This is a genomic window from Rhizobium sp. Root1204, from assembly GCF_001424965.1.
GTDB lineage: Bacteria > Pseudomonadota > Alphaproteobacteria > Rhizobiales > Rhizobiaceae > Pararhizobium.
In genome coordinates, this window is the sequence record NZ_LMCZ01000027.1 from 1 (window position 1) to 25,195 (window position 25,195).

28 protein-coding genes and 5 pseudogenes are annotated in these 25,195 nt (G+C 57.8%); 13 read left to right on the plus strand and 20 right to left on the minus strand.

Translation table 11 applies throughout. From position 1 onward, the window contains the following. Positions 1-286 precede the first annotated feature (286 nt). Both ASC96_RS20495 and ASC96_RS20500 read right to left on the minus strand, forming a co-directional pair. The gene (locus ASC96_RS20495) at positions 287-667 is read right to left on the minus strand and encodes a response regulator (RefSeq protein WP_060504983.1); all 381 of its coding nucleotides are present in this window, start codon (positions 665-667) and stop codon (positions 287-289) included. 101 nt (positions 668-768) lie between these two features. Beyond that, on the minus strand, positions 769-1,161 hold the full coding sequence (locus tag ASC96_RS20500) for a response regulator (RefSeq protein ID WP_162246379.1): 393 nt from the start codon (positions 1,159-1,161) through the stop codon (positions 769-771). A gap of 336 nt (positions 1,162-1,497) precedes the next feature. On the opposite strand from ASC96_RS20500, the gene ASC96_RS20505 reads away from it, so the two are divergent. From ASC96_RS20505 to ASC96_RS20515, 5 genes and pseudogenes are all read left to right on the plus strand, one after another. Next, positions 1,498-3,633, plus strand: coding sequence for a CheR family methyltransferase (locus ASC96_RS20505; RefSeq protein ID WP_156397686.1), 2,136 nt, complete (start codon positions 1,498-1,500; stop codon positions 3,631-3,633). Beyond that, positions 3,588-6,734, plus strand: a complete 3,147-nt coding sequence (locus tag ASC96_RS34010) for a PAS domain S-box protein (RefSeq protein WP_156397687.1) — start codon at positions 3,588-3,590, stop codon at positions 6,732-6,734. The genes ASC96_RS20505 and ASC96_RS34010 overlap by 46 nt, the downstream gene beginning before the upstream one ends. Further along, positions 6,727-6,879: a hypothetical protein gene (locus tag ASC96_RS32870; RefSeq protein ID WP_156397688.1), complete on the plus strand. Its 153-nt coding sequence runs from the start codon at positions 6,727-6,729 to the stop codon at positions 6,877-6,879. Before ASC96_RS34010 ends, ASC96_RS32870 begins: the two co-directional genes overlap by 8 nt. A gap of 193 nt (positions 6,880-7,072) precedes the next feature. Next, positions 7,073-7,401 (plus strand): annotated as a pseudogene (locus ASC96_RS32085) (hypothetical protein); the annotation flags it as partial. Beyond that, positions 7,392-8,311, plus strand: a pseudogene (locus ASC96_RS20515) (hypothetical protein). The pseudogenes ASC96_RS32085 and ASC96_RS20515, both read left to right, overlap by 10 nt. Positions 8,312-8,507: 196 nt before the next feature. On the opposite strand, the gene ASC96_RS20520 reads toward ASC96_RS20515, so the two are convergent. The 3 genes from ASC96_RS20520 to ASC96_RS20530 form a co-directional block, all read right to left on the minus strand. Beyond that, entirely contained in the window at positions 8,508-8,804 is a 297-nt protein-coding gene (locus ASC96_RS20520) for a DUF982 domain-containing protein (protein WP_060504986.1), read from the minus strand. A 225-nt stretch (positions 8,805-9,029) separates the two neighbouring features. After that, positions 9,030-9,500 (minus strand): Hsp20 family protein, encoded by a 471-nt coding sequence (locus ASC96_RS20525; RefSeq protein WP_060504987.1) that lies wholly within the window; start codon positions 9,498-9,500, stop codon positions 9,030-9,032. A gap of 256 nt (positions 9,501-9,756) precedes the next feature. Continuing rightward, a complete protein-coding gene (locus ASC96_RS20530; RefSeq protein ID WP_060504988.1) occupies positions 9,757-10,272 on the minus strand; it encodes a metallophosphoesterase family protein in 516 nt (171 codons plus the stop codon). Between the two features lie 475 nt (positions 10,273-10,747). Between ASC96_RS20530 and ASC96_RS20535 the strand changes: the two genes are divergently transcribed. The 3 genes from ASC96_RS20535 to ASC96_RS20545 are packed head-to-tail and all read left to right on the plus strand — an operon-like array spanning position 10,748 to position 11,938. Continuing rightward, positions 10,748-10,927 carry a hypothetical protein gene (locus ASC96_RS20535; protein ID WP_060504989.1) on the plus strand — a complete coding sequence of 60 codons (180 nt, stop codon included), beginning with the start codon at positions 10,748-10,750 and terminating at the stop codon, positions 10,925-10,927. Beyond that, positions 10,924-11,727 (plus strand): exodeoxyribonuclease III, encoded by an 804-nt coding sequence (xth, locus tag ASC96_RS20540; RefSeq protein WP_060504990.1) that lies wholly within the window; start codon positions 10,924-10,926, stop codon positions 11,725-11,727. The genes ASC96_RS20535 and xth overlap by 4 nt, the downstream gene beginning before the upstream one ends. Positions 11,728-11,755: 28 nt before the next feature. Then, complete coding sequence (locus ASC96_RS20545; protein ID WP_244482227.1) at positions 11,756-11,938, plus strand: hypothetical protein; 183 nt, start codon at positions 11,756-11,758, stop codon at positions 11,936-11,938. Between the two features lie 41 nt (positions 11,939-11,979). On the opposite strand, the gene ASC96_RS20550 is transcribed toward ASC96_RS20545, so the two are convergent. Further along, positions 11,980-12,264 (minus strand): hypothetical protein, encoded by a 285-nt coding sequence (locus ASC96_RS20550; RefSeq protein WP_210171873.1) that lies wholly within the window; start codon positions 12,262-12,264, stop codon positions 11,980-11,982. An 872-nt stretch (positions 12,265-13,136) separates the two neighbouring features. On the opposite strand from ASC96_RS20550, the pseudogene ASC96_RS20560 reads away from it, so the two are divergent. Beyond that, positions 13,137-13,547: pseudogene (locus ASC96_RS20560) on the plus strand (transposase); the annotation flags it as partial. A 240-nt stretch (positions 13,548-13,787) separates the two neighbouring features. Further along, positions 13,788-14,003 (plus strand): hypothetical protein, encoded by a 216-nt coding sequence (locus tag ASC96_RS20565; protein ID WP_060504994.1) that lies wholly within the window; start codon positions 13,788-13,790, stop codon positions 14,001-14,003. Positions 14,004-14,127: 124 nt separating this feature from the next. Here the strand turns inward: ASC96_RS20565 and ASC96_RS20570 are convergent, their stop codons facing one another. Further along, the gene (locus ASC96_RS20570) at positions 14,128-15,159 is read right to left on the minus strand and encodes a calcium-binding protein (RefSeq protein ID WP_060504995.1); all 1,032 of its coding nucleotides are present in this window, start codon (positions 15,157-15,159) and stop codon (positions 14,128-14,130) included. A gap of 23 nt (positions 15,160-15,182) precedes the next feature. On the opposite strand from ASC96_RS20570, the gene ASC96_RS20575 reads away from it, so the two are divergent. Beyond that, complete coding sequence (locus ASC96_RS20575) at positions 15,183-15,611, plus strand: hypothetical protein (RefSeq protein WP_200956644.1); 429 nt, start codon at positions 15,183-15,185, stop codon at positions 15,609-15,611. Between the two features lie 11 nt (positions 15,612-15,622). Here ASC96_RS20575 and ASC96_RS20580 read toward each other — a convergent pair whose 3' ends face one another. Beyond that, the gene (locus ASC96_RS20580; protein ID WP_060504997.1) at positions 15,623-15,805 is read right to left on the minus strand and encodes a DUF3606 domain-containing protein; all 183 of its coding nucleotides are present in this window, start codon (positions 15,803-15,805) and stop codon (positions 15,623-15,625) included. A 100-nt stretch (positions 15,806-15,905) separates the two neighbouring features. Between ASC96_RS20580 and ASC96_RS20585 the strand changes: the two genes are divergently transcribed. Next, positions 15,906-16,358 (plus strand): DNA-packaging protein, encoded by a 453-nt coding sequence (locus ASC96_RS20585; RefSeq protein ID WP_060504998.1) that lies wholly within the window; start codon positions 15,906-15,908, stop codon positions 16,356-16,358. Then, positions 16,342-17,760 carry a terminase family protein gene (locus tag ASC96_RS20590; protein ID WP_060504999.1) on the plus strand — a complete coding sequence of 473 codons (1,419 nt, stop codon included), beginning with the start codon at positions 16,342-16,344 and terminating at the stop codon, positions 17,758-17,760. The genes ASC96_RS20585 and ASC96_RS20590 overlap by 17 nt, the downstream gene beginning before the upstream one ends. On the opposite strand, the gene ASC96_RS20595 is transcribed toward ASC96_RS20590, so the two are convergent. The 12 genes and pseudogenes from ASC96_RS20595 to ASC96_RS20640 all read right to left on the minus strand — a co-directional run. Next, positions 17,730-17,927, minus strand: coding sequence for a hypothetical protein (locus ASC96_RS20595; RefSeq protein ID WP_060505000.1), 198 nt, complete (start codon positions 17,925-17,927; stop codon positions 17,730-17,732). The genes ASC96_RS20590 and ASC96_RS20595 overlap by 31 nt on opposite strands. Beyond that, the gene (locus tag ASC96_RS20600; protein WP_060505001.1) at positions 17,924-18,220 is read right to left on the minus strand and encodes a hypothetical protein; all 297 of its coding nucleotides are present in this window, start codon (positions 18,218-18,220) and stop codon (positions 17,924-17,926) included. Before ASC96_RS20600 ends, ASC96_RS20595 begins: the two co-directional genes overlap by 4 nt. 61 nt (positions 18,221-18,281) lie before the next feature. Next, positions 18,282-19,319 carry a non-homologous end-joining DNA ligase gene (ligD, locus tag ASC96_RS20605; RefSeq protein ID WP_060505002.1) on the minus strand — a complete coding sequence of 346 codons (1,038 nt, stop codon included), beginning with the start codon at positions 19,317-19,319 and terminating at the stop codon, positions 18,282-18,284. A gap of 40 nt (positions 19,320-19,359) precedes the next feature. Then, positions 19,360-19,539: a hypothetical protein gene (locus tag ASC96_RS20610; RefSeq protein ID WP_060505003.1), complete on the minus strand. Its 180-nt coding sequence runs from the start codon at positions 19,537-19,539 to the stop codon at positions 19,360-19,362. Next, positions 19,536-19,847, minus strand: coding sequence for a hypothetical protein (locus tag ASC96_RS20615; protein ID WP_060505004.1), 312 nt, complete (start codon positions 19,845-19,847; stop codon positions 19,536-19,538). The genes ASC96_RS20610 and ASC96_RS20615 overlap by 4 nt, the downstream gene beginning before the upstream one ends. Before the next feature lie 414 nt (positions 19,848-20,261). Continuing rightward, the gene (locus tag ASC96_RS20620; RefSeq protein WP_060505005.1) at positions 20,262-20,573 is read right to left on the minus strand and encodes a hypothetical protein; all 312 of its coding nucleotides are present in this window, start codon (positions 20,571-20,573) and stop codon (positions 20,262-20,264) included. After that, on the minus strand, positions 20,570-20,767 hold the full coding sequence (locus ASC96_RS20625) for a hypothetical protein (protein WP_060505006.1): 198 nt from the start codon (positions 20,765-20,767) through the stop codon (positions 20,570-20,572). Before ASC96_RS20625 ends, ASC96_RS20620 begins: the two co-directional genes overlap by 4 nt. Before the next feature lie 496 nt (positions 20,768-21,263). After that, complete coding sequence (locus tag ASC96_RS32875; RefSeq protein WP_156397689.1) at positions 21,264-21,629, minus strand: hypothetical protein; 366 nt, start codon at positions 21,627-21,629, stop codon at positions 21,264-21,266. 599 nt (positions 21,630-22,228) lie between these two features. Further along, positions 22,229-22,312 (minus strand): annotated as a pseudogene (locus tag ASC96_RS32880) (alpha/beta hydrolase); the annotation flags it as partial. 249 nt (positions 22,313-22,561) lie between these two features. Next, positions 22,562-22,901, minus strand: a pseudogene (locus ASC96_RS32105) (IS481 family transposase); the annotation flags it as partial. A 152-nt stretch (positions 22,902-23,053) separates the two neighbouring features. Then, positions 23,054-24,391, minus strand: a complete 1,338-nt coding sequence (locus ASC96_RS20635; protein WP_060505008.1) for an MATE family efflux transporter — start codon at positions 24,389-24,391, stop codon at positions 23,054-23,056. A gap of 107 nt (positions 24,392-24,498) precedes the next feature. Next, the coding region (locus ASC96_RS20640) for a zinc-binding dehydrogenase (protein ID WP_156397690.1) at positions 24,499-25,195 on the minus strand (697 nt) is incomplete at its 5' end.

A 25,195-nucleotide genomic window follows, 5' to 3' on the forward strand; every position in this document is an offset into this window, starting at 1 on the left:
TAAATCCACGGTTCTCACACTGTCTAAATCCACGGTTCTCACACTGTCTATATTGACGTCCATATAGACAGAGCATCCAGTTCGCCTCACTTCTTAGCAAGGCGGCCCTCCTCGGATGCGTACTGCTGGACAGAATGGCGGCGTGTTGTTCAATCAATTTTGGAAGGGCATTCCGCGATGGGCCGCTTCGGTCAGAGACCCGGGTAGCGTTCTCAAAGCGATGTCGTGGCCGGAACGAAACGCGGCACGGCCAAATGTCAGCTTCCCCTCGCGGGATGATTCGGGATTAGTGTGACTCGCCGAAATCAGCCAGGGTGCTGCATAAATGTTCAGGATCGTATGGCTTTGGGAAAAACACGCTTCGCTCCGGCAGCTGAAGTTCGCTTCCGCCCTCTTTGCCAGACGTGATGATGATTTCGATCGGTGGCCACCGATCCCGAACGACACTAGCCAACAGCAAGCCGTCCATCGTGCCGGGCATGTCGATGTCCGTGAACATAATTCTGATGTCATCCCGCATTTCCAGAATCAAAACGGCCTCGTCGGCGTTGGCAGCCTCGATCGCGGTGAAACCGGCTTCTTCGACAATATCGACCGCCATCATTCGCTGCATCGGATCGTCCTCGACAACGAGCACGATGATCTTTTCTTGTTGCGCACGTCCCATTTTAAATTCAGATCCTCGGTAGAGAGCAACTGCCCGAGCACATTGTCTTAAACTCACGGCAAAGTAGGGTGTTCCGGCGATCCGTCGAAAAGTCAACTCGATCAAGCCTGCAGGGGGCGCCCCCCCGTGGTCGCCATCGTCAGTGACAACACGAGCGGCAATCGTGCTCCTTCAAGCGGCTTTACAAGGCGTGGCAAATCCTTGAACCGAGCTGGGATGACGTTCGTGTCGTAGCCGGTCACGAACATGATGGGCACCTTTTGCGCCAGCAGTTCGTCAGCGAGTGGAAAACTGTCATCGGATCGCAACCTAATGTCGAGAACTGCGGCGTCCAGCACGGCCCCACGCGCGGCTTCGAGGCCTTCATGCACCGTCGGATAGGGGCCGACGACATGAATACCCTGCGTTTCCAAAGCCTGAGCCACTTCCCGCGCCTGATGATAATCGTCCTCAATAACGAGCACCGTCTTTCCAACCAGGTTACTGAAGTTCATGCCAGGCCGCCTTTCGCTGCTCGCCCCGTACAGTGATCGGTGTAGCAAGGATGTCAACGGAATTACTCTGATACTCCATTTAAAACCCAGATCGAGTTCAATCTGCATCCGCTTCCGTCATTGTGGTTCTAGCTCCGACGACGCCCATCACATGACCTGGGAGTCGGTCTACGGCGGCCAGGGTCTCGTCCGGTCAAGATGAGATATTTCGTCGGAGGGGCGCCTGGAGCGACTCTGCCCGATCGCCGTACAACCTGTGAGGCCCGCTGTGTGATCGACCTTACGCAAGGTCGATCAGGATGCTAGATTGTCGCAAAGCGCAATGAGTTGAATGTCATGGCCCAGACCGAAGATCAGCAGCCCGCGAAACTTGTGCCACTCTGCTCGATTGGCGCCTCTGCTGGCGGGGTTGCCGCTCTGCAGGCGCTGTTTCGCCAACTCCCCACGGATCTGGGGCTAGCCTATGTGGTCATCCTTCATTTGAACCCGGATGAACCAAGCGCGCTCGGCGATATTCTTTCTGTCTGTACGCGTATGCCCGTGCATCAGGTCTATGACGGACTGACGTTCAAGCCAAACAATGTCTTCGTCATCCCACCGGACCGTGAACTGGTTATCGAGGGAGACAACATCACCGCCCGTGCGTTCAGCGAACCGCGCGGCCACCGCGCACCCATCGACCTTTTCTTTCGTTCAGCAGCCGCGGGACGAGGCGACGGCGTAGCGATTGTCCTGTCGGGAGCCGGGTCGGATGGAGCTCTGGGCGTCGCAGCCGTCAAAGAGGCGGGCGGTATCATCATGGTTCAGGAGCCGGCCGAGGCCAGCTTCGCATCGATGCCCCAAAGCGCGATAGCGACGGGGATGGCGGATTTCGTGGCGCCAATCTCACGGCTGGCGGAGCGCCTGATAGAGGTGGCCCACAGCAAGGAAGCCGTCCGATCACTCGACATAGCCGGCGCGGCGAACGAGCTTCGCAGGATCGTGGCTCTGCTTCGCGCCAAGACGGGCCACGACTTTTCGTCCTACAAGCGCGCGACCGTGCTGCGCCGAGTGATGCGTCGTATGCAGGTGTGTCGGACCCCGACCTTCTCCGATTACGCGGATTATTTCCTCACACATCCTGAGGAGGCACAGCATCTCTTCTACGACTTGTTGATCTCGGTGACGATGTTCTTCAGGGATGAGGCCTCCTTCGAGGCGTTGGCCCGCCAGGTGATCAAGCCGACCTTCGAGACTGCGATGTCGGAAGGAGACGAGAGTATCCGTATCTGGGTTGTCGGCTGCGCAACTGGTGAAGAAGCCTATAGCGTGGCGATGTTGCTCCACGAGGGAATGGCTCGCCAGAAGGCAACGGTGCCTTTCCAGATATTCGCCACCGATCTGGACGAGCGGGCGCTGGCGACGGCACGGGAAGGCCTGTATCCACGCACCATCGAAGCCGATGTCTCGCAGGAACGGCTGGAGCGGTTCTTTATTGACGAAGGATCGCACTACCGGGTGCGAAAGGAATTGCGAGAAAACGTGCTCTTCGCCAAGCACAGCATTCTCAAGGAGCCGCCTTTCATGCGGCTCGACCTCATTACCTGCCGCAATCTGCTTATCTATCTCGAGCGCACCGTTCAGGCTCAGGTCTGCTCGATCTTCCACTATGGTCTGAGGCCGGGCCGTTTCCTGTTCTTGGGCTCGGCTGAGACCGTCGATGCGGCGGCCGACCTATTCGCCCCGGTCGACAGGCAGGCCCGCATCTACAGCTCCCGACCGCATGTCGGGCATCACCTGCCGATCCTTCCTCAGTTTGCAGCTCCCGAGCAGATTGTCAGTCCCGCCCGACCGGTAACCCTGGGCGCAGAACGCACAACTTTTCCGGCGGCTCTTCACGTAGAAGCTCTGGAGAACAATGCTCCGGCAAGTGCACTTGTCGATGATGGGCAAAATATCCTGCATCTGTCGCCGAACGCCGGTCGCTTCATTCAACTTCCGGCCGGCCCGGTTTCAAAGGAACTGCCTGTAGTTGTGAGGCCCGAACTGCGCCTCGATCTGAGGCTCGCCCTGACGCGCGCGTTTGAACAGAAAAAGCACACTATAACCTTGCCGACAGTCGTTTCCTTTGGCCAGGAACGACGTCGGGTTGCGATGCAGGTGGTGCCTGTGACGAACGAGGCGCAGAAGACGCCCCAGGCATTGGTGTTCTTTCTGGATGGCGATGAGGTGCTGGAGGGGGAAGAAGGAGAAGCACTGCCCGGTGCGAATGCTGAAGATGTTCGCCGCCTCTACGCCGAGCTTAAGGCCTCGCAAGAAGCGCTGATTGTCAGTCGGAGCGGCATGATGCTTCCATCCAGGAACTGCGCGCCGCGAACGAGGAACTTCAGTCGATCAACGAAGAGTACCGTTCGACCGCAGAGGAGCTCGAAACGTCAAAGGAAGAATTGCAGTCGATCAACGAGGAGCTGCATACCGTCAATTCCGAGCTGAAGAGCAAGCTGGATAGCATTTCGGCAGCTCACAGCGACCTTCAGAACCTGACCGCTGCGACCGAGATCGGCACGTTGTTCCTTGATCCCGAACTGCGGATCAAGATGTTCACCCCACAGGTCGCGGAACTCTTCAATATCACGCGGCACGACGTCGGCCGCGCCATCACCGATTTCACCCACCAGCTTGATTACAGCGGTATCGAGGAAGACGCACGCAAGGTCCTGCAGGATCTGGCGCCGATCGAGCGCGAGGTTAGGAGCCGAAAGGGCCAGCAATACTCCATGCGGGTTCGCCCCTATCGGACAGTGGAAAATCAGATTGACGGCACGGTCGTGACCTTCATCGACGTGTCCGAGCGTACCCGCGCCGATGCGGCACTCCGCCAAAGCGAAGCGCGTTACCGCTCCCTATTCGAGTCTATGGACGAGGCTTATGCCGTGGTCGAGGTCCTGAAGGACGATACTGGCAAATGGACCGACTTCCGATTTCTCGAAGTCAACCCGGCGTTTATTGAACATACGGCTATGCCCTGGCCAGTTGGAAAAACCGCGACAGAACTTCTGGGTGCACCAAACCCTCGTTGGACGAAGCTTTACGGTCAAGCGCTCGACACTGGTCAGGCCATCCGGACAGAGGAGGAGGAGCCGGCTCTCGGGCGAACCTTCGACCTGAACATCTTCAGCCTGGACCCGGATCGAAACCGCGTTGCGGTCCTTTTCACCAACATCACCGCGCGCAAGAAGGCCGAAGCAACCCTCCGCCAGAGCGAGGAGCGTCACGCGTTTATGTTGACGCTGAGCGATCGCCTGCGTCGGGAGACTGATGCGCGCGCCGTCGCCTTAACCTCTATGACGCTGCTGGCCGAACATATGGGCGTGGACCGCGCTTACGTGGCGCAGGTCGAGAAGGAGTGGGACCGAGCGGAGATCGGGCCAGAGTATCGTCGACCCGATCTGGCGCCCGCTGAGGGCGTCCTCAGGCTATCGGACTTCCCAGAAGCTTGGAACCGAGTAGAGGCTGGCACCTTGGTGCTGGCAAACACGGCCGCCGACGAGTCGTTGTCCGCATCCGACAAACGGGGTTTCGCAGCGCTTCGGATGGGCGCATTAATGGTCGCCTCCGCGCGGCGCGGTGACAGGAATCCGGTCTGGGCCGTATTGGTCGCGTCGAAGGCACCTCGTCTCTGGACGACATCTGGGATTGCGTTCGTGGAGGAGGTGGCCGAGCGCACTTGGTCGGCAGTCGAGCGTGCCCGCATAGAGGCGGCGCTGCGCGAAAGCGAGGCAAGGTATCAGGCTTTGTTCGCGGCATCGCCCGTCCCGTTCCTCGTCGTCGCTCCCAACGCCCCCGATTACACCATCATCGCCGTCAACGACGCCTATCTTGATGTGACGCGTGCCACGCGCGAAGCGCTGGTCGGACGCAGGTTGCTTGACGTCTTCATCCATGATCCAGATCATCCGGGCCTGCAGGGGTCGGGATTGGTAGCCGCCTCGCTGGAGCGGGTCATCGCCACGCGCCGCACGGATATAATGACCCGTCTCCGGTACGACATCCAGAAGCCCGATGGCGAATTGGAGCCCACCTGGTGGTTGGCTGTCAACGCGCCTATGTTCGACGCTGACGGCAACATCATTGCACTTATCCACCAGGCGACGCCTGTCACGGAACAATATTACGTCGAACAAGCCGCGCGTCAGAACGAGGAACAACTTCGTTTGATCGTTGAGAGCGCCCGCGACTACGCCATTTTTACGATCGACCCTGAGCGGCGCGTCAAGTCATGGCAACCAGGGGCTGAAGCTGTTTTCGGTTGGACGCGTGATGAAATCGAGGGCCAGCCGAGCGACATCCTCTATACTTCGGAAGATCGCGAGCAGGGCGTACCGGAGCATGAAGCGCAAATGGCCCTTTGCGAAGGCCAGGCGCCTGATGTTCGGTGGCACCTTCACAAGGACGGCCACCGCGTTTTCATCGAAGGCCAGGTCGTACCGTTGCTGGAGGGCGGCGCTCACAGTGGGTTCTTAAAGATCGGCCAGGACGTCACTAGTCGACGAGCCGCACAGGAGGCCCTTCAGGAGAGCGAGGAGCGGTTGCGCCAGTTTGGCGAGGCATCGCAAGACGTGCTTTGGAGCCGCGATCCGAAGACGCTGCAGTGGACCTACCTCACTCCCGCATTTGAGGCGATCTACGGACTTTCCCGCGATGAGGCATTAGCTGGAGAAAACTTTAAGAATTGGCTCGACATGATCTTGCCTGAGGATCGAGAGGTTGCAACCACAAGTATCCAGAGGGTTCAACAGGGCGAACGGGTATCTTTTGAATTCCGCATTCGCCGTCCCAATGATGGAGAGGTCCGCTGGCTCCGCGATACCGATTTCCCCATCTTCGACTCCGAGGGGAGCGTCATCAGGATTGGCGGCATAGGTCAAGACGTTACCGATGACAAGGACGCGGCAGAGCGTATGGAGGTCCTCGTCGAGGAACTCCAGCACCGGACCCGCAATCTCATGGGAGTCGTTCGCTCGACCGCCAAACGGACAGGCGAAACCAGCGCCGACTTTCAGGATTTTCGAAACCGCTTTGGCGAACGCCTTGAAGCGCTCGCTCGAGTGCAGGGGCTCCTGTCGAGGTTGGGAGAAACAGACAGGGTGGCATTTGACGAATTGATCCGCACAGAACTTCAGGCGATGCATGGGTCTTCGAACCGCGTGGCACTGAACGGCCCTTCCGGTATCCGGCTTCGCTCCAGCATGGTGCAAACGTTGGCGATGGCGCTACATGAACTTGCCACGAATGCGGTCAAGTACGGTGCTCTTGGACAGCCAAACGGGCATCTCGCTATCATCTGGAAGATGGCGGAGCCCGATCGCAGAGGCCGGCCTCGGCTTCATATTGAATGGCGCGAAAGTGGCGTGTCCATGCCGCCGGTCGGGGCGAAGGCCCAAGGCGGCGGTCAGGGGCGCGAGCTGATTGAAAAAGCTTTGCCCTATCAGTTGAACGCGCAGACGAGTTTCGAGTTAGGTCCAGATGGTGTTCGTTGCACAATTATGATTCCCATATCCGAAAGCAACATAATGGAGACTGCAGATGGATAGCGAAGCGCTGGATGGTCTCGTCGTCCATGTTGCCGAAGACGAGTACATGATCGCAACCGATCTTGCGAACGAGCTTGCCGGGGCCATGGTGCTCGGGCCGGTCGCATCGCTGGATGGTGCAATACAGGGTTACAGCCCCCCATAAGGCCCTTCCTTGCTGCCAACAGCAATGCAGCGAAACCACTGGTGGGTTCAGTTTGTGAAAGTGGTGGACGAAAAGGAGAATTTCAGATGGCAGACGACAGCACCACCACTATACGGGCCACATTCGAGACACGTGCGGCGGCTGACCTCGCGGTCGAACACCTTGTTCAGCGACACGGTATTTCCAGGCCTGAATCAAGATGGCGAAGAAACAGCGCGAGGGCCGCATCTTCAGCGATTATCTGCGCAATGACCGGATGGCGACCGCAGTCGCACCTTGTCTCCACGCGCACGTCCAGGAGCGACAGTCTCGATGCCGCTCAGCTGGAGCCAGGTGAAAACAGAACTGAATCCAAAGCGGTTCACCATCCGCACCGTGCCCAACCTGTTGAAGAAGAGCACCGCTTGGCAGGATTGCTGTGATGGGCAGCGACCGCTCGAGCAGGCTATCAAGCGGTTCGCAAAATCCCGAAATGCGGCGGCGTGCGGCCAGTTGGCGCCGGCAATAGAGCAATGGAAATAGAAACGACGAGCGGTATCGAAGCTGACACACCCGTCGGAGCAACGACGGACCTTCCTCACGATCGCATCACGGTGCAACGGTTTCGCGAGACGTTTCCCCGTGCCCGGTGGAGCGACAGACTGAACGCCTGGTTTGTGCCCGGGCGCACGGCCGGCAAGCGCATTGGACGCTGGCTCGCCCAGATGGAAGCGGACGCCGACGCCTTTGCCGACAAAAAGGGCAGGGATGCGTTCGCCTTCGAACCGATCGAGAGCCGCTATCTCGAAGCTGCTCCGTCCGGCTTACAAATCCGAACGCCCTATTCACGCACGGTCGTCACCGAGATCCGGGAGATTCCATTGGCGCGATGGGATGCGGATCGCCGCCTGTGGACTGTCCCTTACCGATCACTGGATGAATTACGCCGGCGATGGCTTGCGATCGAGGCGGCGGCCGAGCGTAATGAGCCCGATGTGCGAAGGGCGCGACGTGATGCGTTGAAAGGTACGGAAGGCGAAGAAGCGTCAAAGGCGAGAACTCGTGAACGCCGGCTAAAGCGGTATCCTGTTCCTGTCGACGATGTCCCCCCATTTGAGCGTCCCATCGGTACGCATGCGGGCATCGTCATCTTCACCGATACGCATGGCGAACTAGCAGATTCGGAAATTGTGTCCACGTTTTATTTTAAGCCCCGATAGACGAGGAATATGTCTGGGCGGCCTGTCGGCTGGGGTCTCTTGAGGAATCGGTCGCGACCTGGCCAGCCCGAACGCCGTACGGCGAGAGGGAGGTGGCTCGCCGCTGGTGGTTGCCGGATCTGGACGAGCTGCGGGTTGCACGGCAGAAGGCCAGATCGAACCGGCTTGCGCAGCAGCGGCGGCAGGATGATGAGGGTCGATTGGAGACTCCGTTGAGCGGGAATAGACGATGAATGAGATGGGAAGGTTTCACGGCCTTCCACCTGTGGAGCCGCGTGAGATGATTGGACTGTGGACGGGGAGCGGGGTATTCCGTCTGGGCTGTGGTGATCGAAGGCGACGACCGCGTCTATTTCTTCGAGCTCGAGCGCGTTGAAGAGGTGTGAAACGATGCGGCAGGACGTAACCTGCCGCATGAAGCTACACAGCTCATCGAATATGCGGGTCGCTATTGCGCTTGCTGCTTTGGGCGACCAAACTGCCGATTTCGGGCGCGAGCAGATCGTGCCGCTCAGCGAACGCGACAAAAAACGCCCGGGCCGTCTGCGCCTCGATTTCACGGTTGATCGCGGCCTTGCACGCTTTGAGCGCCAACTCGCGCGAATGATCTGCGGCATTTCGCCAATCCATCAGGATCTGGTAGGCATGCAACACCGATTTGACCTCGGTTGGGATACCAAGGCCCAAGAGGATCGTGACGGGCTTCTCGAACATATCAGGTCTCATGGGCTGCTCCTTTCCGTCTCGCCCGATCGTGTGGTTGGATGAAGCGGGGAGCGCTGGAACGCTCCTCGCCTGGATCATATTCTGGCAGTCAACGATGGCTGGGACCGCAATCTCTCGAGAGCGCGCATTACCAGGGTCTCCGTTGCGTCCTTTGCTTTTTGGACGCGGCGCTTCCTGATCTCCACGACGAATTTTTTCTCTACACGCTTTTTCATCGTGGATACCTTAGGCGACCTGGCGTTCCGCTTCGATCTGCAGCGGGGCAGCCTGTTCGCCGCCCGAGCCTATCGCGATCTTGCGCGGCTTCATGGCTTCCGGAATTTCACGTTTCAATGCGATGCTCAGGAGACCGTTGACCAGGGAGGCATCTTCCACTTTCACATGGTCGGCCAGTTCGAAGCGGCGCTCAAACGAACGTCCGGCAATACCGCGATGGAGATATTCGCCCTCCTTGGCCTCGGCCTTCTGGCCTTTAATGACCAGCACGTTGCGTTCCTGGATGATGTCCAGATCGGTATCGCCGAAGCCTGCGACTGCCATTTCGATGCGGTAATCGTCGTCGCTCGTTTTCACGATGTCGTAAGGTGGCCAGGTGTCGATTGCCTGCAGGCGCTGCGCGTTGTTCAGCAGATTGAACACGCGGTCGAAACCGACGCTTGAGCGATAGAGCGGTGCAAAATCAAGATCGTTTCTCATAACCAAATCCTCCGTAAAGCGAGATGGAAAGGAGACGCGGAAACTCGCGTCCCCGGTCTGCCAGCCCCTGTCGGCGGCTGACGAAAATGATCTAATTTCGACGAAAAACAGTTTCAAGATTTCCGCCAAATTTTTTTTCGAAGTCTTTCTAAGCCCCGGCATGTCAGCCATGAACCGAGGCTCTCGCGGTCAAAATGTTCGCAATTTTGAGAAAGATCAGCAAAGTCCGATGACCACGTTGCCGTCCCTAGGCAGGTTAGTGCGGCACGAACCCCTGAGCCCGACCTTGCTTGCTGATGACTTGCGCTAACGTGACAGGCATTAGCCCCTGGGCATCAACCCCGACATCGAACTGTCGGGGAAGCGGCTTGAGCTTGCCGTGTGAGTGGCCATGCAAATTGATGGATTTCTTGCCCATCTTATTCCATGTTCGGAACGGGTAGTGGCAGAGTATGAGATGCAGGCCGTCGACCTCGATCTCGCGATAATGCTGAACCGATGTCCAGCGGCTGGCTGACGTCGTCGTCTCCGGGTCGTTGTTCCCGACGATCAGATGTTTACGACCATGGAGCCTGCCCAGAAGCTCGTCGCAGTCGCCGCCTTTGACCGACATGAAGTCGCCGAGGTGCCAGATATCGTCGTGGTCACCGACTACGGCATTCCACGTTTCGATGAGAGCGGCATCGTGTTCCGCCATGTTAGAGAACCGACGTCGGTCGATCCTCAGAACCCTGGGATCGGCGAAATGGGTGTCACTCGTGAAGAAGATCATGCGACAAAAATAGGTTCAGCCGGTCACGATGCAAGGCGACGGAATATAGCGTACTGTCACCACTTCCGAGTGCGGTCGCGTACCGTGACGCACTTTCCGGGAACAACCTCCCCACTTTTTCGAGGCCTTTCTCGACGGTGGCGAGGTGGTGCAAACGGTTGTGTGACGATCGTTGGGTCCGTTCCGTTCCGACTGGACCGACAAGCCGCCGATTGCCACCCGCACCAGAGTTAGACACCGAGATGCAGGCTATTATCTGGTCATTGGCACGTTGCAGCACGACTGGTTTCGCAACCCTCCGTTTCGGTCGCATGAATCCGGGAAGAACGTAAATAAATGAATCGGCGGAGTTGCTTAGCTAGGACGTGCCTTGGCGCCTGAGTCGGCTGAGACCGGTTCAAGCCCGTTGGCACCAATCTGAAACTTTTCGACGTCTTGTGGGTTTCCGCTGCACAAACAAATGGGAGAGAACATCATGTCGAAGCGCGAACTCATCGATACTGGCACCGACAAACGCTACGTCCGTCGCGACGAAGATGGCAAGTTCAAGGAATCTGTCGACGTTGGTCGATCCTTCTCGGCTGACAGGCGCAAGCGGGCTAAGAGCGATGCCCAGCCCGGGGAGGGCGACAAGGGCGACCATACATCCAAGTGAAAATCGCCACCTACAACGTCAATGGCGTAAACGGTCGACTCGAGGTCCTGCTGCGATGGCTGGACGAGGCGAAGCCTGACGTTGTCGTCCTCCAGGAGCTGAAGTCGCCGGATGCGAAGTTTCCAGCGAAGGCCATCCAGTCTGCCGGCTATGGCGCGGTTTGGCATGGCCAGAAATCCTGGAATGGCGTCGCCATCCTGGCTCGAGGTCAGGAGCCGCACCTGACGCGCAAAGGTCTCCCGGGGGAGCCGGAGGACGAGCAGAGCCGCTTTATCGAAGCCATCGTGGACGGCGTTGTGATCGGCGGCCTCTATCTCCCAAACGGCAATCCCTATCCTGGCCCGAAGTTCGACTACAAGCTCCGATGGTTTCAGCGTCTGCACGACTATGCCGCCGAATTGCTGGAGCTAGAGGTACCCGTGGTCCTGGTCGGTGATTATAACGTCATGCCGACGGAGTTGGATGTCTATAAGCCGGAGCGTTGGATAAACGACGCCCTTTTCCGCACGGAGGTGCGCGAAGCCTTCCGAAACCTTGTCGCTCAAGGCTGGATGGATGCGCTGCGCGAAATGCATCCCGGAAAGCGCATCTACACGTTCTGGGATTATTTCCGGAATGCCTATGGACGCGACGCGGGCTTGAGGCTCGACCATTTCCTGCTCAGTCCAGACCTTGCCGACCGCCTGAAAAAGGCTGAAGTCGACAAGCATGTGCGCGGTTGGGAACATACGAGCGATCACGCGCCGGTGTGGATCGAGCTATCTGATAAAAAGATCAAGCGGAGAAACCGAAACGACTAATGACTGGCGAGACAAACTGCGCAGTGGCTTGGAAAGCCTGCTGGATCAAGCGGTCGTTTCCGGAGCCAAGCAGGCACAAGTCTTCAAAGCCGCGATCGAAGAAATCGAGCGTTTGCCGATTGCGAATGAACGTGATCCAGACCCTGCAGACGATGTATCGGATGACGGCATCGAAGAGCCGGCAAATGACTGGCCGGCCGGAAGTGCCTGAGCAGGGAACCTGCAGCTGGCCGTGCTTGGGAACGCAGTCGCTTAAGCAAACATGTTCTCGATTTCCCCACGCTGCAGCGCGTGTTTGTCGGGGTTCTGCTGCTTCAGCTCTGCAAGATTAAGCAACTTCCACCGAACTGCCGGTAGGGCCGCCGCCTGCGTCAGCGCGATGGCGTCGAAATCCGGCTCCGTATCATGGAGAGTAAGCAGGAACCGCATCGCTTTTTCATCGAGTCGGGCTCGAAGGTCATTTGTGAGCCGGGCTCGTGCGTCTTTCAGTTCAATCAGGCTGACAGGTTCGATGGTCATCTCTTCTAATTCTTTCACGAAGGCGTCTTCGAGTTCGGACAATGACGGCCTGAGACGATAGGCGGCGACAAGAACCGACGCTGATCGTGAGAAGCCCGGTTGCTCGCCGTCGAGAACGGCATCCCGATGTTTCTGGCGGGCATCGTTCTATGGGGCTCCATATGGGACTGTCTGAGGGCTTGCCCGCAACCCTGATCGCGGACGAAGCGCCACCCCGTCTCATGGGAACAGCGTTCGGCGTCTTCAATTTGATGACAGAGTGCTGTCTGAGAGTTCTGAACGCCGAAACTGCTCCAAAGCGATTTCGCGTCTTGTCAGTAAGGCGCTACAGCCCGCATACCCCGCGCATCGCTGTCACTGCGCAGACCGAACCGTAGGTTCCATGCACCGCGAAATTCAAGCGGCGCGTCGGCTAGGCCCCCGCCGGGCGACAGGGCGAACAAAGTTGTAGTCAGCACGATAAGGCAGCGAAGCCGTGTCATCGGACCCTCTTGGCAACGACTGATTTCTCTCCGCGTCCGCGACTATAGCGGATCCGCCGCTCGGGGAGACGCTGCTGTGCGACACCATCATTAGAGCGGAGCCGCGGGTGCGGGCTATGATCGTCCTTGCGGCCTCGTTCCCGTAGGAGGCATACGCCCGTTCCGTACTGAGGTCCTCAGCAGCCTTCGCCGCCGCCAACCGCGTCTAGTCCGCATACCGTACCGCCCACGGCCTCAGCAACTGTTCCCATCGCTGCGACCATTCCTTTCTGCGCTTGCACCTGAAGCGTTGGCGAGAACCAACCTGCCGATCCGAGAATGAAAACCTCCTCTTGTCGCTTGGACCCGTTGCGCGTCATCATGTCGGCGGCTGAACTCATAACCTGACCTTGTAGAGTATTGCGTTTCCGCCAGCAACATAGCATTCCCATCCTCAACGCTCTCAAGGCATGGCTCGACAACATAGCGCCGAAGGTCTTGCCCGATACCAAGCTTGGCGATGCGGTGTCCTACACCCTGAACCAGTGGAAGTATCTGACGCGCTATACCGAAGACGGCAGGATGCCGATCGACAACAATTTGCTTGAGCGTGATATCAGGATTTTTGCCACTGGCAGAAAAAGTTGGCTGTTCAGCGATACCGTGGACGGAGCCAGGGCCAGTGCCGTCGTCTACAGCATCATGCTAACCTGCCGCGCCTGCGGCATCGAGCCTTTGGCCTATCTGCGCTGCATCCTCACGGAATTGCCGCAGCGCGCGCCAGATGCCGACATCGCCGATTTGCTGCCCTTAAACTTCACAAAAACCGCCGCTGCCTGATCCGATGCAACCGTAGCACAGCGACCCCGGTCAAACGGGCCGCGTCAACGCGCATGGAAATGAGCGCTTACGACGGTCGCGTCCGAGGCTCTCTTGTTATTGTTCATCGATGTCCAGAGCCAACATGTCGCGCACCGGGATCGCATAAGTAAGCGCTGAGCCCGGAAATGACGCTCAATAGCCCCGTCACCCGAGAGGTTGGCGGGGTTTTCGTTTCCACCAGCCCCGAAAGGAAACAGCATGCGCTTCTATCGCCTGTTCGATATCTGCCTCGCCGTCGTCGCGGTACTCGCCTCGTTCACGCTCGCCATCATCCGCTATGGCGCCGGCCACACCTGGCACTCGCTGCGTGACATGGGCGTCACCGCATATCGCAAGATCGCCGATCTCCGGCCGGTCTACCGCGAGAGCTACGATACCCACGGGCTATCTCTCGAACCGGAACGAATGCGGTAGAGCTCCCGCAGTCCTGAAATGGAGAGCCGGGCTTAGTCGATGGCAGCAATGAAATAGGTATGAACCAGATCCGGGCCGATAGCCCGGATCTCCACTTCTTGGAAGGCCTAGCTGATTGATCGTCCTAATTAAGAAAGAAGAAATCGTGGCTGTCGAGTTGCTTCAGCCGAACGTCTCCTAAGAGTAGGGTGCCCTCTTCATATGTGATCACGACGCCGCGAGGAGTATCCTTTGCGTGATCAATGACATCAGCGAACGAGTGCAAGTCAGTGCCTTGAAATATGATCAGGTCCTTACCCGCCTTACCTGGTCTAAAGTCTGCGATAGTGTCTCGGCCAGCGTTCTTCTGGAAAATAAAGGTGTCAGGGCTTGAGCCGCCATGTAAAAAGTCGTTGCCAGAGCCGCCGTATAGGCGATCCTCTTGGCGGCCACCCATGAGCGCGTCGTCTCCGCTATCGCCGTATAATTTATCGGCGCCAGTGCCGCCGTAAACGTAGTCGTTGCCGGGGCCACCTTTTAGAATGTCCTCGCCGCCTTTTCCGTAGATCCTGTCGTCACCGTTTCCTCCATAAATGACGTCACCGCCGTCGCCGCCTACGACCTTGTCGTTTCCATCGCCACCGAACAAACGGTCGCTCTCTTCGTACGTTCCTCTGCCGTAAATTCGGTCATCACCGGCAGCGCCGTAGATGGTACTGTCGCCCGAGCCTCCGACAAGACTGTCTTTGCTTGAAGAGCCCTCAACGAAGAACTGCCCATCACGTATCGAGCTGTACAGGTAGTCGAACTCTCCGTCCGAGGCCTGATCGAAAACCTGCTGCAGTTCGGCCGCGGAGATTTGAAGCCCGCTCATTTGCATCTCAGTTGTTTGGATGAACGTGCCGTCTGAGGCGATCGTGATCTGCTGGCCAAATGAAATGCTGCTCAGTTCACCTACCACATGGCCGGTGGCGGGATCGACTTTCCACCCAGTAGCGGAGTTGAAGACGACGCCGCCGCCATCTGCACCGACGAAAGCGTAGCCGGTCGCCGCTGCGTCCGCCGAAAGCACCCCCGCCACGTTGTCGAACGCAGCAAACTTTTGATTGAGGTACTGACCAAAGTAGATGCCGATGCCGTTGTTGTCAGGATCGTAAGCTTTAATTTGAACGGTCATGTTGTTTCTCCCAGATGCCAGTCATGAAACAAGTCCGGCACGAGAAGTTCGCTCAGGCGCTCGACAAAGGCAATACAGTGGGAAGAGATAGACGAGAGACCGCCGCCGAACGCGGCTATGGCCACCGATGGCAGAAGGGTAGGGCAGCGTTCCTTGCTCTGCCGGAGAACCAGTTCTGCGAACGCTGCAAGGAGCTGGGCATCCTAAACATCGGCCATCTCCGATTGGATGGCTCACCACAGACGAACCCGAAGCGGATGCATCTGGTCGTCAACCACCGCATACCTCACAAGAGTAATAAGCAACTGTTCTGGGATAGGCTCAACTGGGAAGTCGCCTGTCCCGACCACCACGACATCAGGATCCAGCAGGAAGAGAGCGGCAAGGTTAGAAGTGGGACCGGCATAGATGGTCGACCGCTTGACCCCGTGCACCCATGGAAACACCGGTGAGAGGGTAGCCGTTAGTGATGGAACCTCTGCGCGGCCCTATCAGCAGCATCCCTATCTGAGCCGTGGGCTTTGATTAGACGCAGTGCATCCTTCATCGACAAGCCATGCTTCTTCGCGAAGTACGCGACGTCATAGCTTCCGCTGGGCGAGACTGTTTTCGGTTCGATCAAGGATTTGGTCTTGGCGTCGGACATGTCGGATCTCCTTACGGAAGCGAAACGATCCACAGGACTCTCTGGTTCCCGTAAACACAAACCAGCCCCATTGGGGGCCTTTTCGCGTTTGGAGAGACAGATGGCAGCGCCGACTGGCAACCAATTCTGGAAAGCCAGAAGCACACACGGACGGGCACCGATCTTTGCCAGCCCTGATGTGCTGTGGGCAGCATGTGCCGAGTACTTCGAATGGGTGGAGCAGAACCCGTTGTGGGAGTCCAAGCCCTTCGCGTTCCAGGGCGTCGGGACGGTCGAGAACCTCCCCAAGATGCGGGCCATGACCATTTCAGGGCTGTGCATCTTCCTCGATATCGCACGCAAGTCCTGGGATGAGTACCGGGGCCGACAAGATTTTTTGCCAGTCGTCACGCAGGTGGAAGAAATCATCCGCACGCAGAAGTTCGAAGGCGCGTCTGCTGATCTTCTAAACCCGAACATTATTGCCCGTGACCTGGGGCTCGCTGAAAAGCAGGAGCATAGCGGCAAACTCGAACTGGTGCCGCAGATAACGATCAATGGCAAATCAAGCTGACGCCCTCGTAAACTTCGACCTTCATCCCAAACAGATGAGGGCTCTTGAGAGCGAGGCAACGGAAATCCTTTATGGTGGAGCTGCGGGTGGGGGCAAAAGCCACCTGATGCGCATAGCAGCCATTCTGTGGTGCTCGGCCATACCCGGCCTGCAGGTTTATCTCTTTCGCCGCATCAAGGACGATCTGGTCAAGAACCACGTGGAGGGGCCGAACGGGTTCCGGTCGATGTTGGCCGGCTGGGTCGAGTGCGGTTTCGTCACGATGGTAGAAGACGAAATCCGGTTCTGGAACGGCAGCAAGATTTACCTTTGCCACTGCAAGGACGAAAGGGACCGCATCAAATACCAGGGCGCTGAAATCCATGTGCTCCTGATCGATGAGCTGACGCACTTCACGGATGTGATCTACCGGTTTCTCCGCAATCGCGTTCGTATGGTTGGCATCAAGGTGCCTGAGCAGTACCGCAACACGTTTCCGCGCATTGTCTGCGGCGCTAACCCTGGAGGCATCGGGCATCAGTTCGTGAAGGCCACCTTCATTGACGGCGCTTTGCCCATGGAGGTCACACGGGCGGCCAAGTCAGAAGGTGGGATGCTTCGCCAATACATCCCGGCTCGGTTGGAAGACAATCCGAGCATGGAAGCTAGTGACCCAGGCTATGAGGCCCGTCTCCAGGGGTTGGGCTCCGAAAGCCTCGTCCGCGCAATGCGGCATGGTGACTGGGATATAATCGACGGCGCGTTCTTCGATAACTTCCGCAAGGATCGTCACGTCATCAAGCCTTTCCAGATCCCGGAAGAGTGGACAAGGTTCAGGGCAGGCGACTGGGGATCAGCCAAGCCATTCTCGTTCGGGTGGTATGCGGTCGTCTCGGATACTTACATCGCAGAACCGGGCGTCGTTCTTCCGCGTGGGGCGCTGGTTCGCTATCGAGAGTGGTACGGCATCTACACGGACGCGGAGGGCAAGACGACTGCGAACAAAGGCGTCAAGATGAATGCCAACGCTGTAGGTGCAGGCGTCAAGGAGCGCGATCTAACGGATAAGATTGCCTACGGCGTTCTAGATCCTGCTGCATTCTCTGAGGATGGCGGTCCATCGATCGCCGAGCGTATGCGCATCGGATTGCGGGGCAAGCCTGGGGCTTCGTTCCATCGCGCCGACAACAAGCGCGTGACCGCTCGCGGCGCCATGGGTGGCTGGGACCAGATGCGGGGCAGGTTGGACGGCGACGAGGACGGGCGCCCGATGCTCTATTTCTTTGAAACCTGTGTCCATGCCATCCGCACCATCCCGGCGCTGCAGCACGACGAGAATAAGCCAGAAGATTTGAATTCGGACATGGAAGACCATCCGGCAGACGAGGTTCGTTATGCCTGCATGTCCCGGCCGTGGGTATAGGTGTAGGTGCCGTGGTCTGCAATCTCCGTATCCATTGTGACCCAATCGGACGGAGCAACGCCCGGTAGATCGAGGACGCGCAGGTATTCACGCAACTCGGCCAAATCGGAGACGTGCTTGATATCCTGCCGGCCCGGTTTTGCGATCGTCCAAGCATAGATCGTCATGATTTCCCTCTCTCTCTGACATAGGCATCTACGAGCCGATCGGCCGATGGGAAAGCGCCGAAGTCTATCGCATCGCCGCTGTCGTTCGGCGGGTCTTCCGCCGGATCCGGGTCTTCAGCGTAGGCAATGCGCATATTTTTCAAAACCTCTTCCATGGCCGATATTGTCTCAAGCGTTCCCCATCCATGCGTGGTGGCCTGGTCAAGTATGTCCTGGAGTGGCCCGTCTACCTCTTCCTGACACAGAAGATGGCGGTCCTCATGGGATGCCGGGAATTTCGGCTGTTTGATCATCGCAATTCCTCCGTTCCGCGGGAAACCGGAATACGTCTGAATTGTTCCCGCGGAGAGGCACTCAGTCAATCTCGTAAATGTCGGCTGCATCTGCGTCGTCTCTAAGCCCTTTGAATGAGGCATGACGCAACTTTCCGTCTCCCGTCCAAGCGCGAAACTCGATTTCAGCGACAAGGTCCGGTCGGGCATAGACGAGGTTCTTCCCCTTGATGGAAACCGGCGGCCGTTTGATCGGCATCTGGTCTAGCTGCTGTTTCAGCTTGCGGGCCTCGCTGTGCTTGAACCCGGTTCCTACAGAACCGACGTAGACCAGCCTGTCACCTTTGCGGGCGGCCAATAGCAGGCTGCCAATGGCGCCCGGCATCGTGGTGGATGGCTCGTAGCCCACCACTGCGAAGCTCTCGCTCTGGACGCACTTGATCTTTAGCCAGTCGCCGAGCCTGCCAGACCGATATGGCCGGCGGCGATGCTTGGCAATGATGCCTTCGAGGCCATGCTCGCACGCGGTCGCCAGAAGCATGTCTCCATCTGCTTCGATCTCTTCCGAAAGCCGGATTGGTCCATCGTTCTCGGTTATGATGCTCTCAAGAATCGCCCGACGTTCTCCCTGTTCCATCCGGGTAAGATCATGGCCGTCATAATAGAGAAGATCGAACGCATAGAAGATTGCCGCCCCGGCATTTCTCTTCCCACCCCGGCCGCCGAGCGCAGTCTGCAGCGCTCCGAAATCTGACCGGCCCTGGTCGTCAAGAACGACCGCTTCCCCATCCAAGATCATAGTGGCGCCGAGGTCTCTGGCGGCTTTCTCTAAGCCCGAGAAGCGCGTCGTCCAGTCGTGGCCACCTCTGGTCAGTATCCTGACCTTTGTCGGCTCGACGTGGATTGCCAGCCGGTATCCATCCCATTTGATTTCGAATGCCCAGTCGTCGCCCTTTGGCGGTTTGGCAGCCAGCAGCGCAAGGCAGGGCTCTATCCGATCCGGCATGGGGTCGAAGGGAAGGCGGGGCTGGTTGGGGTCGCGGGCTTTGCGCGCTCGGCTCTTCAGCGGCAGATCGGGTTCCGCGCGAAGGCCTATCGGTTTGGGAGGTCGCTTTGCCATCCCGATATTGCGCCACAAGTTTGTTAAAGAGTGATTGCGGTCAGTCCCGAACTGCTGGCTGCTTATCCCAATAGTCGGCCGCCACGTGCTCGCTGCACCGCCACTCGATGACGCCGCGGCGATCCTTCCCAAACGACCCCCAGCGCTTGCAGCCCTCATGCCCGCACCAGTGCTCGAAATGCACCGGGGAGTTCGGATGGGTCATTCTGTCGTCGCTCATGGTTTCCTGCCTTGTGGGTCACGCGGTGTCATCACCCGCAGACACAGCTCCCACTGTTCTTCGACCTTCTGTGTGGCGATCCGAGCTGTGTCTGCATAGCCAGCGTTTGGCATCGGGCGCGCGCCGATATGGGTTTTCGGGAACCAAGAAGCCCAGTGCCATTTGCCCTTCACCGGACCGTGGAACTCTCTCCGGATACGGCCGATCATCAATTCACCGTCCATGCCGATCCAGTCCGTATCCCTCGGCGGGTCGTTCTCATCCAGCTCTGTGCGGTGCCATTGGTATTTGGGCTGGTAGTCGGCCATTGTTTCTTGCGCGTATCCTGTGGATAGGCGGTGCATAACTCGGTAATGTCTCCCTGAATGTACTGCTTATGTTCTCGATGTGGGTGGAGTCAAGAAGACCAGCCAAGCATTCGGAGAATGGGTGCAATGAACGCCATCAGCGCGACGCCGAAAGCGAGGAAAATCAGCGCGAGAAGGATGAACTCTGGGAAGCGTTTGGGCATGAGGCCAGAATAGAGCGACGATCGAGTTTGGCAACTAGGGCAACTAGGATGGAAGCCAGCCGCGGCGCACAGCGAGCAGCCAGCTTCCGTGTCGCATCCGCCTTTGCGACGGCGTTAAATAGCATTTCCTGTCGCTCTGATCAACTTTGAGGGGAACATTTGAGCCTAGATTGGCCAACTCTAATACTAAGCAACCCACGCCAGCGGCCGGTTATCGCCCGCCCCTCAAAACCTCATCCTTCGCATCAAGCACAATCTTCAACGTCCGGATAGTCTCCGCCGCATCGAGCAAGGCGTCGCGGGCTTGGTCGTCCGGCAAGCCCTTCGCCCTCGCAGATGCCGTTTGCAGGTAGATCGCCACGTCACGGCCGAGAGCGGATTGCTCCACCCCAATCTGCTCTCTCATATCCCGGATAGTGTCCACCGATCGATCAAGTAGCCGGCTCACCTCGATAGCTGCCAGTAGGTTGACCTCGTTCGCGGCACGCACCAGTTCTGCAATGAAATCGGTGGTGGAGCTCAATGTAACGGCCCCATCCTGCGGCGTCTGTCTTCTAAATTGAGCTGGGCCACCCACTCTCCGGCGTCTTCCATCTCCAGCATGTCGAGAACTATGCCATTCACGGCGGCCGGCTCCCCGGTGAAGATGTCGTAAACTGTCCAGAGTCCGTTGAGATTTTGGCGCAGGTTGTAGCGACTGTTGATTTCGGACTTCATGACGACGGATCGTCATTGAGAGGGACGGGAGAGTCAATCCGGTTGCAGCTTAAACATCTCCCGTCGCCATCTCAAACTGCATCGGGCGGAGCGAAGAAGCAGTTGAGATTATCCTCGGTCGGGTGGAGACAAATGTGATAGTTTTGGTCACCCGACGGTATCTCGTCCCCATAGGGGACGAAGAAACGGTGGTATCTGGTGGCAAGATGATGGTCGCCCGGATGAACCAAGATAAAATAACCATGCGTCGATCTGGTGACGTTGACGCTCGATATGGCCTGACAGTCGCCTCGAACTCCACGGCCTTGGCAGCAAGCGGGTGGGTAGACCCAGCCGCTTACCGTCTGGTGGGCATCGCTCCCGGTGAGGAAGCCCAGTAGAGCAAAAGAGCAGAGAGATCCGGATATTACTTGTGTTGAGTGTGACATCGCCGTCACCCCTTGTTCAAAGATATCCCTCGAATTGGCAGGTTTTTGCACAATCACGGCGGGGAAATTTAATCGCGAGTTACACGCCAATATTGGCGTTCGCATCCGAACGTCGGTGATTTCCATTCTCTAACCATCACCATGGGTGAGCGTCGCCTGGTATTATCGCTTGGCACGATCCGGTAGCCGTCATTGGAAAGTTGAAGCTTCAATTCCTGAAGATGACGCTTGAAGCCATGCTCCAGTTGTTTCCGGGGATATCTCCAACCGTTCTTGCAAGCGGCGATTAGGATGTTTCGATAAAGACGACCGCTGAGAGTTCGAACTTCCTCTTCGGTGATTGTTTTCTGGCTGGAGGCGATGTTTTCGGACAGGCAAGGTTGGGCCGAACAAATTAAAGCGGAGACATACGTCACCGCAATTATGCCTTTCACGATAGCCTCCCCCTCTGGAGGCGCTTTAAAAGACCAACCAGAGTTCCCGATGCCAGAGGTACCCCAAAACCCTCAGTCGAAGCATAATATTACAGTAATGACTAAAATACAAAACTCATGATGTGGATTTTCCCCTCGGATGATTGAAGATGGGGGCGCGCAAAGAAAAAGGCCGGGCAATTACCCGACCTCTCCAAGCGCCACACAGCAAGTGCCAGTACATCCGTGGTCAAGTGCTGTGGGCGAGTTCTGAAGGCTGATATGGAGCACTGGTCAGAGGTTTCAAGCCGCCCATTCAGATCAATATCCACCCGGACGGGAGTAGGCGCTGCGTCCTCCGCCGGAACCTTTGCCGCCACGAGATGATAAAGACGCCGACGATCGGCAAGGGTGATCTGCGTATAGCATCGAGACATGCCAAAATCTCCAAAGTGAAGCCGTTGAAATTACTGGCATGTCGCACTTGGAAATAGAATGTACCCCCTTACAGGCTCTAGTCGCATAATGTAAGTTATGGAACATCGAAGAAACTTTCGCCTCGAGGGCGACGAGCGGCCTGATCCTCGTGAGCTCCTCATTTTCGCCCGTGGTGAGTTGGACAGATCGACGCCGTCATCGGCAAGCTTGACCGGCGCGGCCAGCGCCAGGCCGAGCGTTCCGCCCGGAAACTTGCCGGCGAGGTCGATATCCACTCCGCTTTGATTTATTGCGATCCACCGAGACGCGATGACCAGTCTTCTACGTTGCCGGATGAACGCCTGCGTAAAGTGTGATCGCGCCAGCCTTGGGCCAGTGTCTCCAACGTGGCGATGGCCTCAAGTTCGGCCGCGGTTCATGGTGTCGACGTAGAAGGTCTTCCAAATCCTCAGCACCGACCACTCCGAGGATTGGCGGCCTTCGACATCCGGCAGGCAGTTGGCGGCTGGCGGCTGGCGGCTGATGCCATAGCGTTGCAGGCAGCGATGCAAGGAAGACCGGGTCAGGTACGGTATAGTCGGCCTCAGCGCACAAAAGGCAGTCGTCCAGTAGCAGCAAGGTATAGCGGCGGAGAGCAACGATCACTGCCTCTTCTTCTACCGAAAGGAATGTCGATTTCGCCTCCTTTGGAACAGTCGGAAGTTCGGCCGTCGAAGCGCGCTTACGCCACTTGGCCACGGTCTTCTGATTGATCCCGTAGCGCTTGGAGAGTGCCCTCAAGCTCTCTTGACTATTTTGTACCGTTCGACGGATTGCCTCTGTCGTCGTGGCGTTGCCGTGTAGAACCTGTCCCATAGCGAATCCCTCCAAACCTGCGAGAAGACTGCATCATCAAAGTCTGGAATCAAACATTTAGGTTGTCGACGCTGATATCTCCGCGCCCTTTACCCCAGAAGTCGAAAAGATCACATAAAATCAACGCGAGATGCATCCCGTACACAGGTCTCTTAGAAATCTTGCGCGTCAACAAAATCCCTGTGCTTCAGGCCGAGCCCCAGCGTCACGGCGCGGGCAAGCATCAGGACCATCATCGCGATCCACAGCCCATGATTGCTCCAGATTTGTTGCAGCACATAGGCTGTCACAAGAAAGATGACGGTCGAGATGAACATGCTGTTGCGCAATTCCCTTGTGCGCATTGCACCGATGAAGACGCCGTCGAGCATGTAGCTTGTCACCGAGACGACCGGCAATACGACCAGATAAGGAAGGAACGTGACGGCGGCCGTGCGCACATCCTCCTGGTTGGTCAGAAGTGCTATGATCGACGGACCCGCGAACGCGTAACAAAGCGAAAATAACAGCGCGACCAGACCCGACCAAAGGAGGGCGGCCTTGATTACGCGGGCAAGGGCGTCTCTGCGCCGTGCGCCAATGACGGAACCGACGAGGGTTTCGGTGGCATGGGCAAACCCGTCCAGCCCGTACGAAGTGATGCCATGGAGATTGAGAAGGACGGCGTTGGCGGCCAGAATGGCATCACCTTCTGCGGCACCGCTGCGAGCAAACCAGCCGAAGCAGATCAGCAAGAACAGACTGCGCAGGAATATGTCACGGTTGACTGCGATCAATCGTTGAAATGCAAGCCTATCCAGCAAATCCCGCAACCCCACCGCCGGGCGCGCGCCAAAAGGCTTGACGATTACAAGCCCCGCGATGAAAGCAGCCCATTCCGCCAGCGCCGTACCTGCGCCAATGCCGGCGACCCCCCACTCGAAAACGAAGACCAGCGTCAGTGTCGCGGCGAGATTGATCACATTCAGCGCGATCTGCAAGCCGAGTGAAACCATCACCCGCTGGCGGCCGAGGAGATAGCCGAGCAGAACAAAATTACCAAGGGTGGCGGGGGCCGACCAGATTCGGGCGAAGGCGTAAGCCGAAGCGCTTTCATAGACGGCCGCGCTGCCGCCGAGGAATCCCAAACCAATCTCGATGATCGGCTTTTGCAGGATAATGATCCCTGCACCGCCGGCGGCGGCAATGAGAAGCGCTCTGAGCAGATGCAGGCGCATGAGAGCGCTATCGTTGGCACCCCAGGCCTGCGAAACCAGACCGGTAGTCGCCATCCGCAGGAAGCTGAAACTCCAGAACAGGAAATTGAACAGCACACCGGCGAGCGCGACGCCGCCGAGATAGGACGAACCCGGCAGATGCCCTGCCACCATCGTATCGACCAATGACAGGATCGGTTGAGCCAGGTTGGCAAGAATGATGGGAAACGCCAAGGTTAACATCCGGCGGTTCCAGTTTTCCTGCGGGTTTGCAGATTGCGCGATGTTCATCATTCAAAGCACCTCGGCGGGGAAGACTTCTCGCAAGAGTGAGTTGGCATTCCGATCTCCCCGCCGCCTGGCCGTTCCCAATTAACCTTGTCCGTATGCCCTCACCCGCCCTACCAATCCATGACAACCTTTCCTGAGTTTCCGGAGCGCATCGCCTCGAAACCCTCRCGGAAATCGTCGATGCCGATGCGGTGGGTGATGATCGGCGACAGGTCGAGGCCGCCTTGCACGAAGGCAATCATCTTGTACCAGGTCTCGAACATTTCGCGGAAATCGTCGATGCCGATGCGGTGGGTGATGATCGGCGACAGGTCGAGGCCGCCTTGCACGAAGGCAATCATCTTGTACCAGGTCTCGAACATTTCGCGGCCGTAGATGCCCTTGAGRTTGAGCATCTTGAAGATCACCTTGTTCCAGTCGATCTCAAAGCCGGTCGGCGCAATGCCGAGAATGGCAATCTTGCCGCCATTGTTCATCTTGTCGATCATGTCGCGGAAGGCAGGGGCAGCACCCGACATTTCYAGCCCGACATCGAACCCCTCAGTCATGCCGATCCGCTTCATCACRTCGGCGAGGTTTTCCTTCGACGCATCGACGACATAATCGATGCCCATCTTTTCGGCCAGCGCCAGCCGCACTGGATTGATATCGGTGATCACGACCTTGCGCGCGCCGGAGCGCTTGGCAACCATCGCGCCCATGATGCCGATCGGGCCGGCGCCAGTGACAAGCACATCCTCGCCCACCAGATCGAAGGAGAGTGCGGTATGCACGGCATTGCCGAACGGGTCGAAGATCGCCGCCACC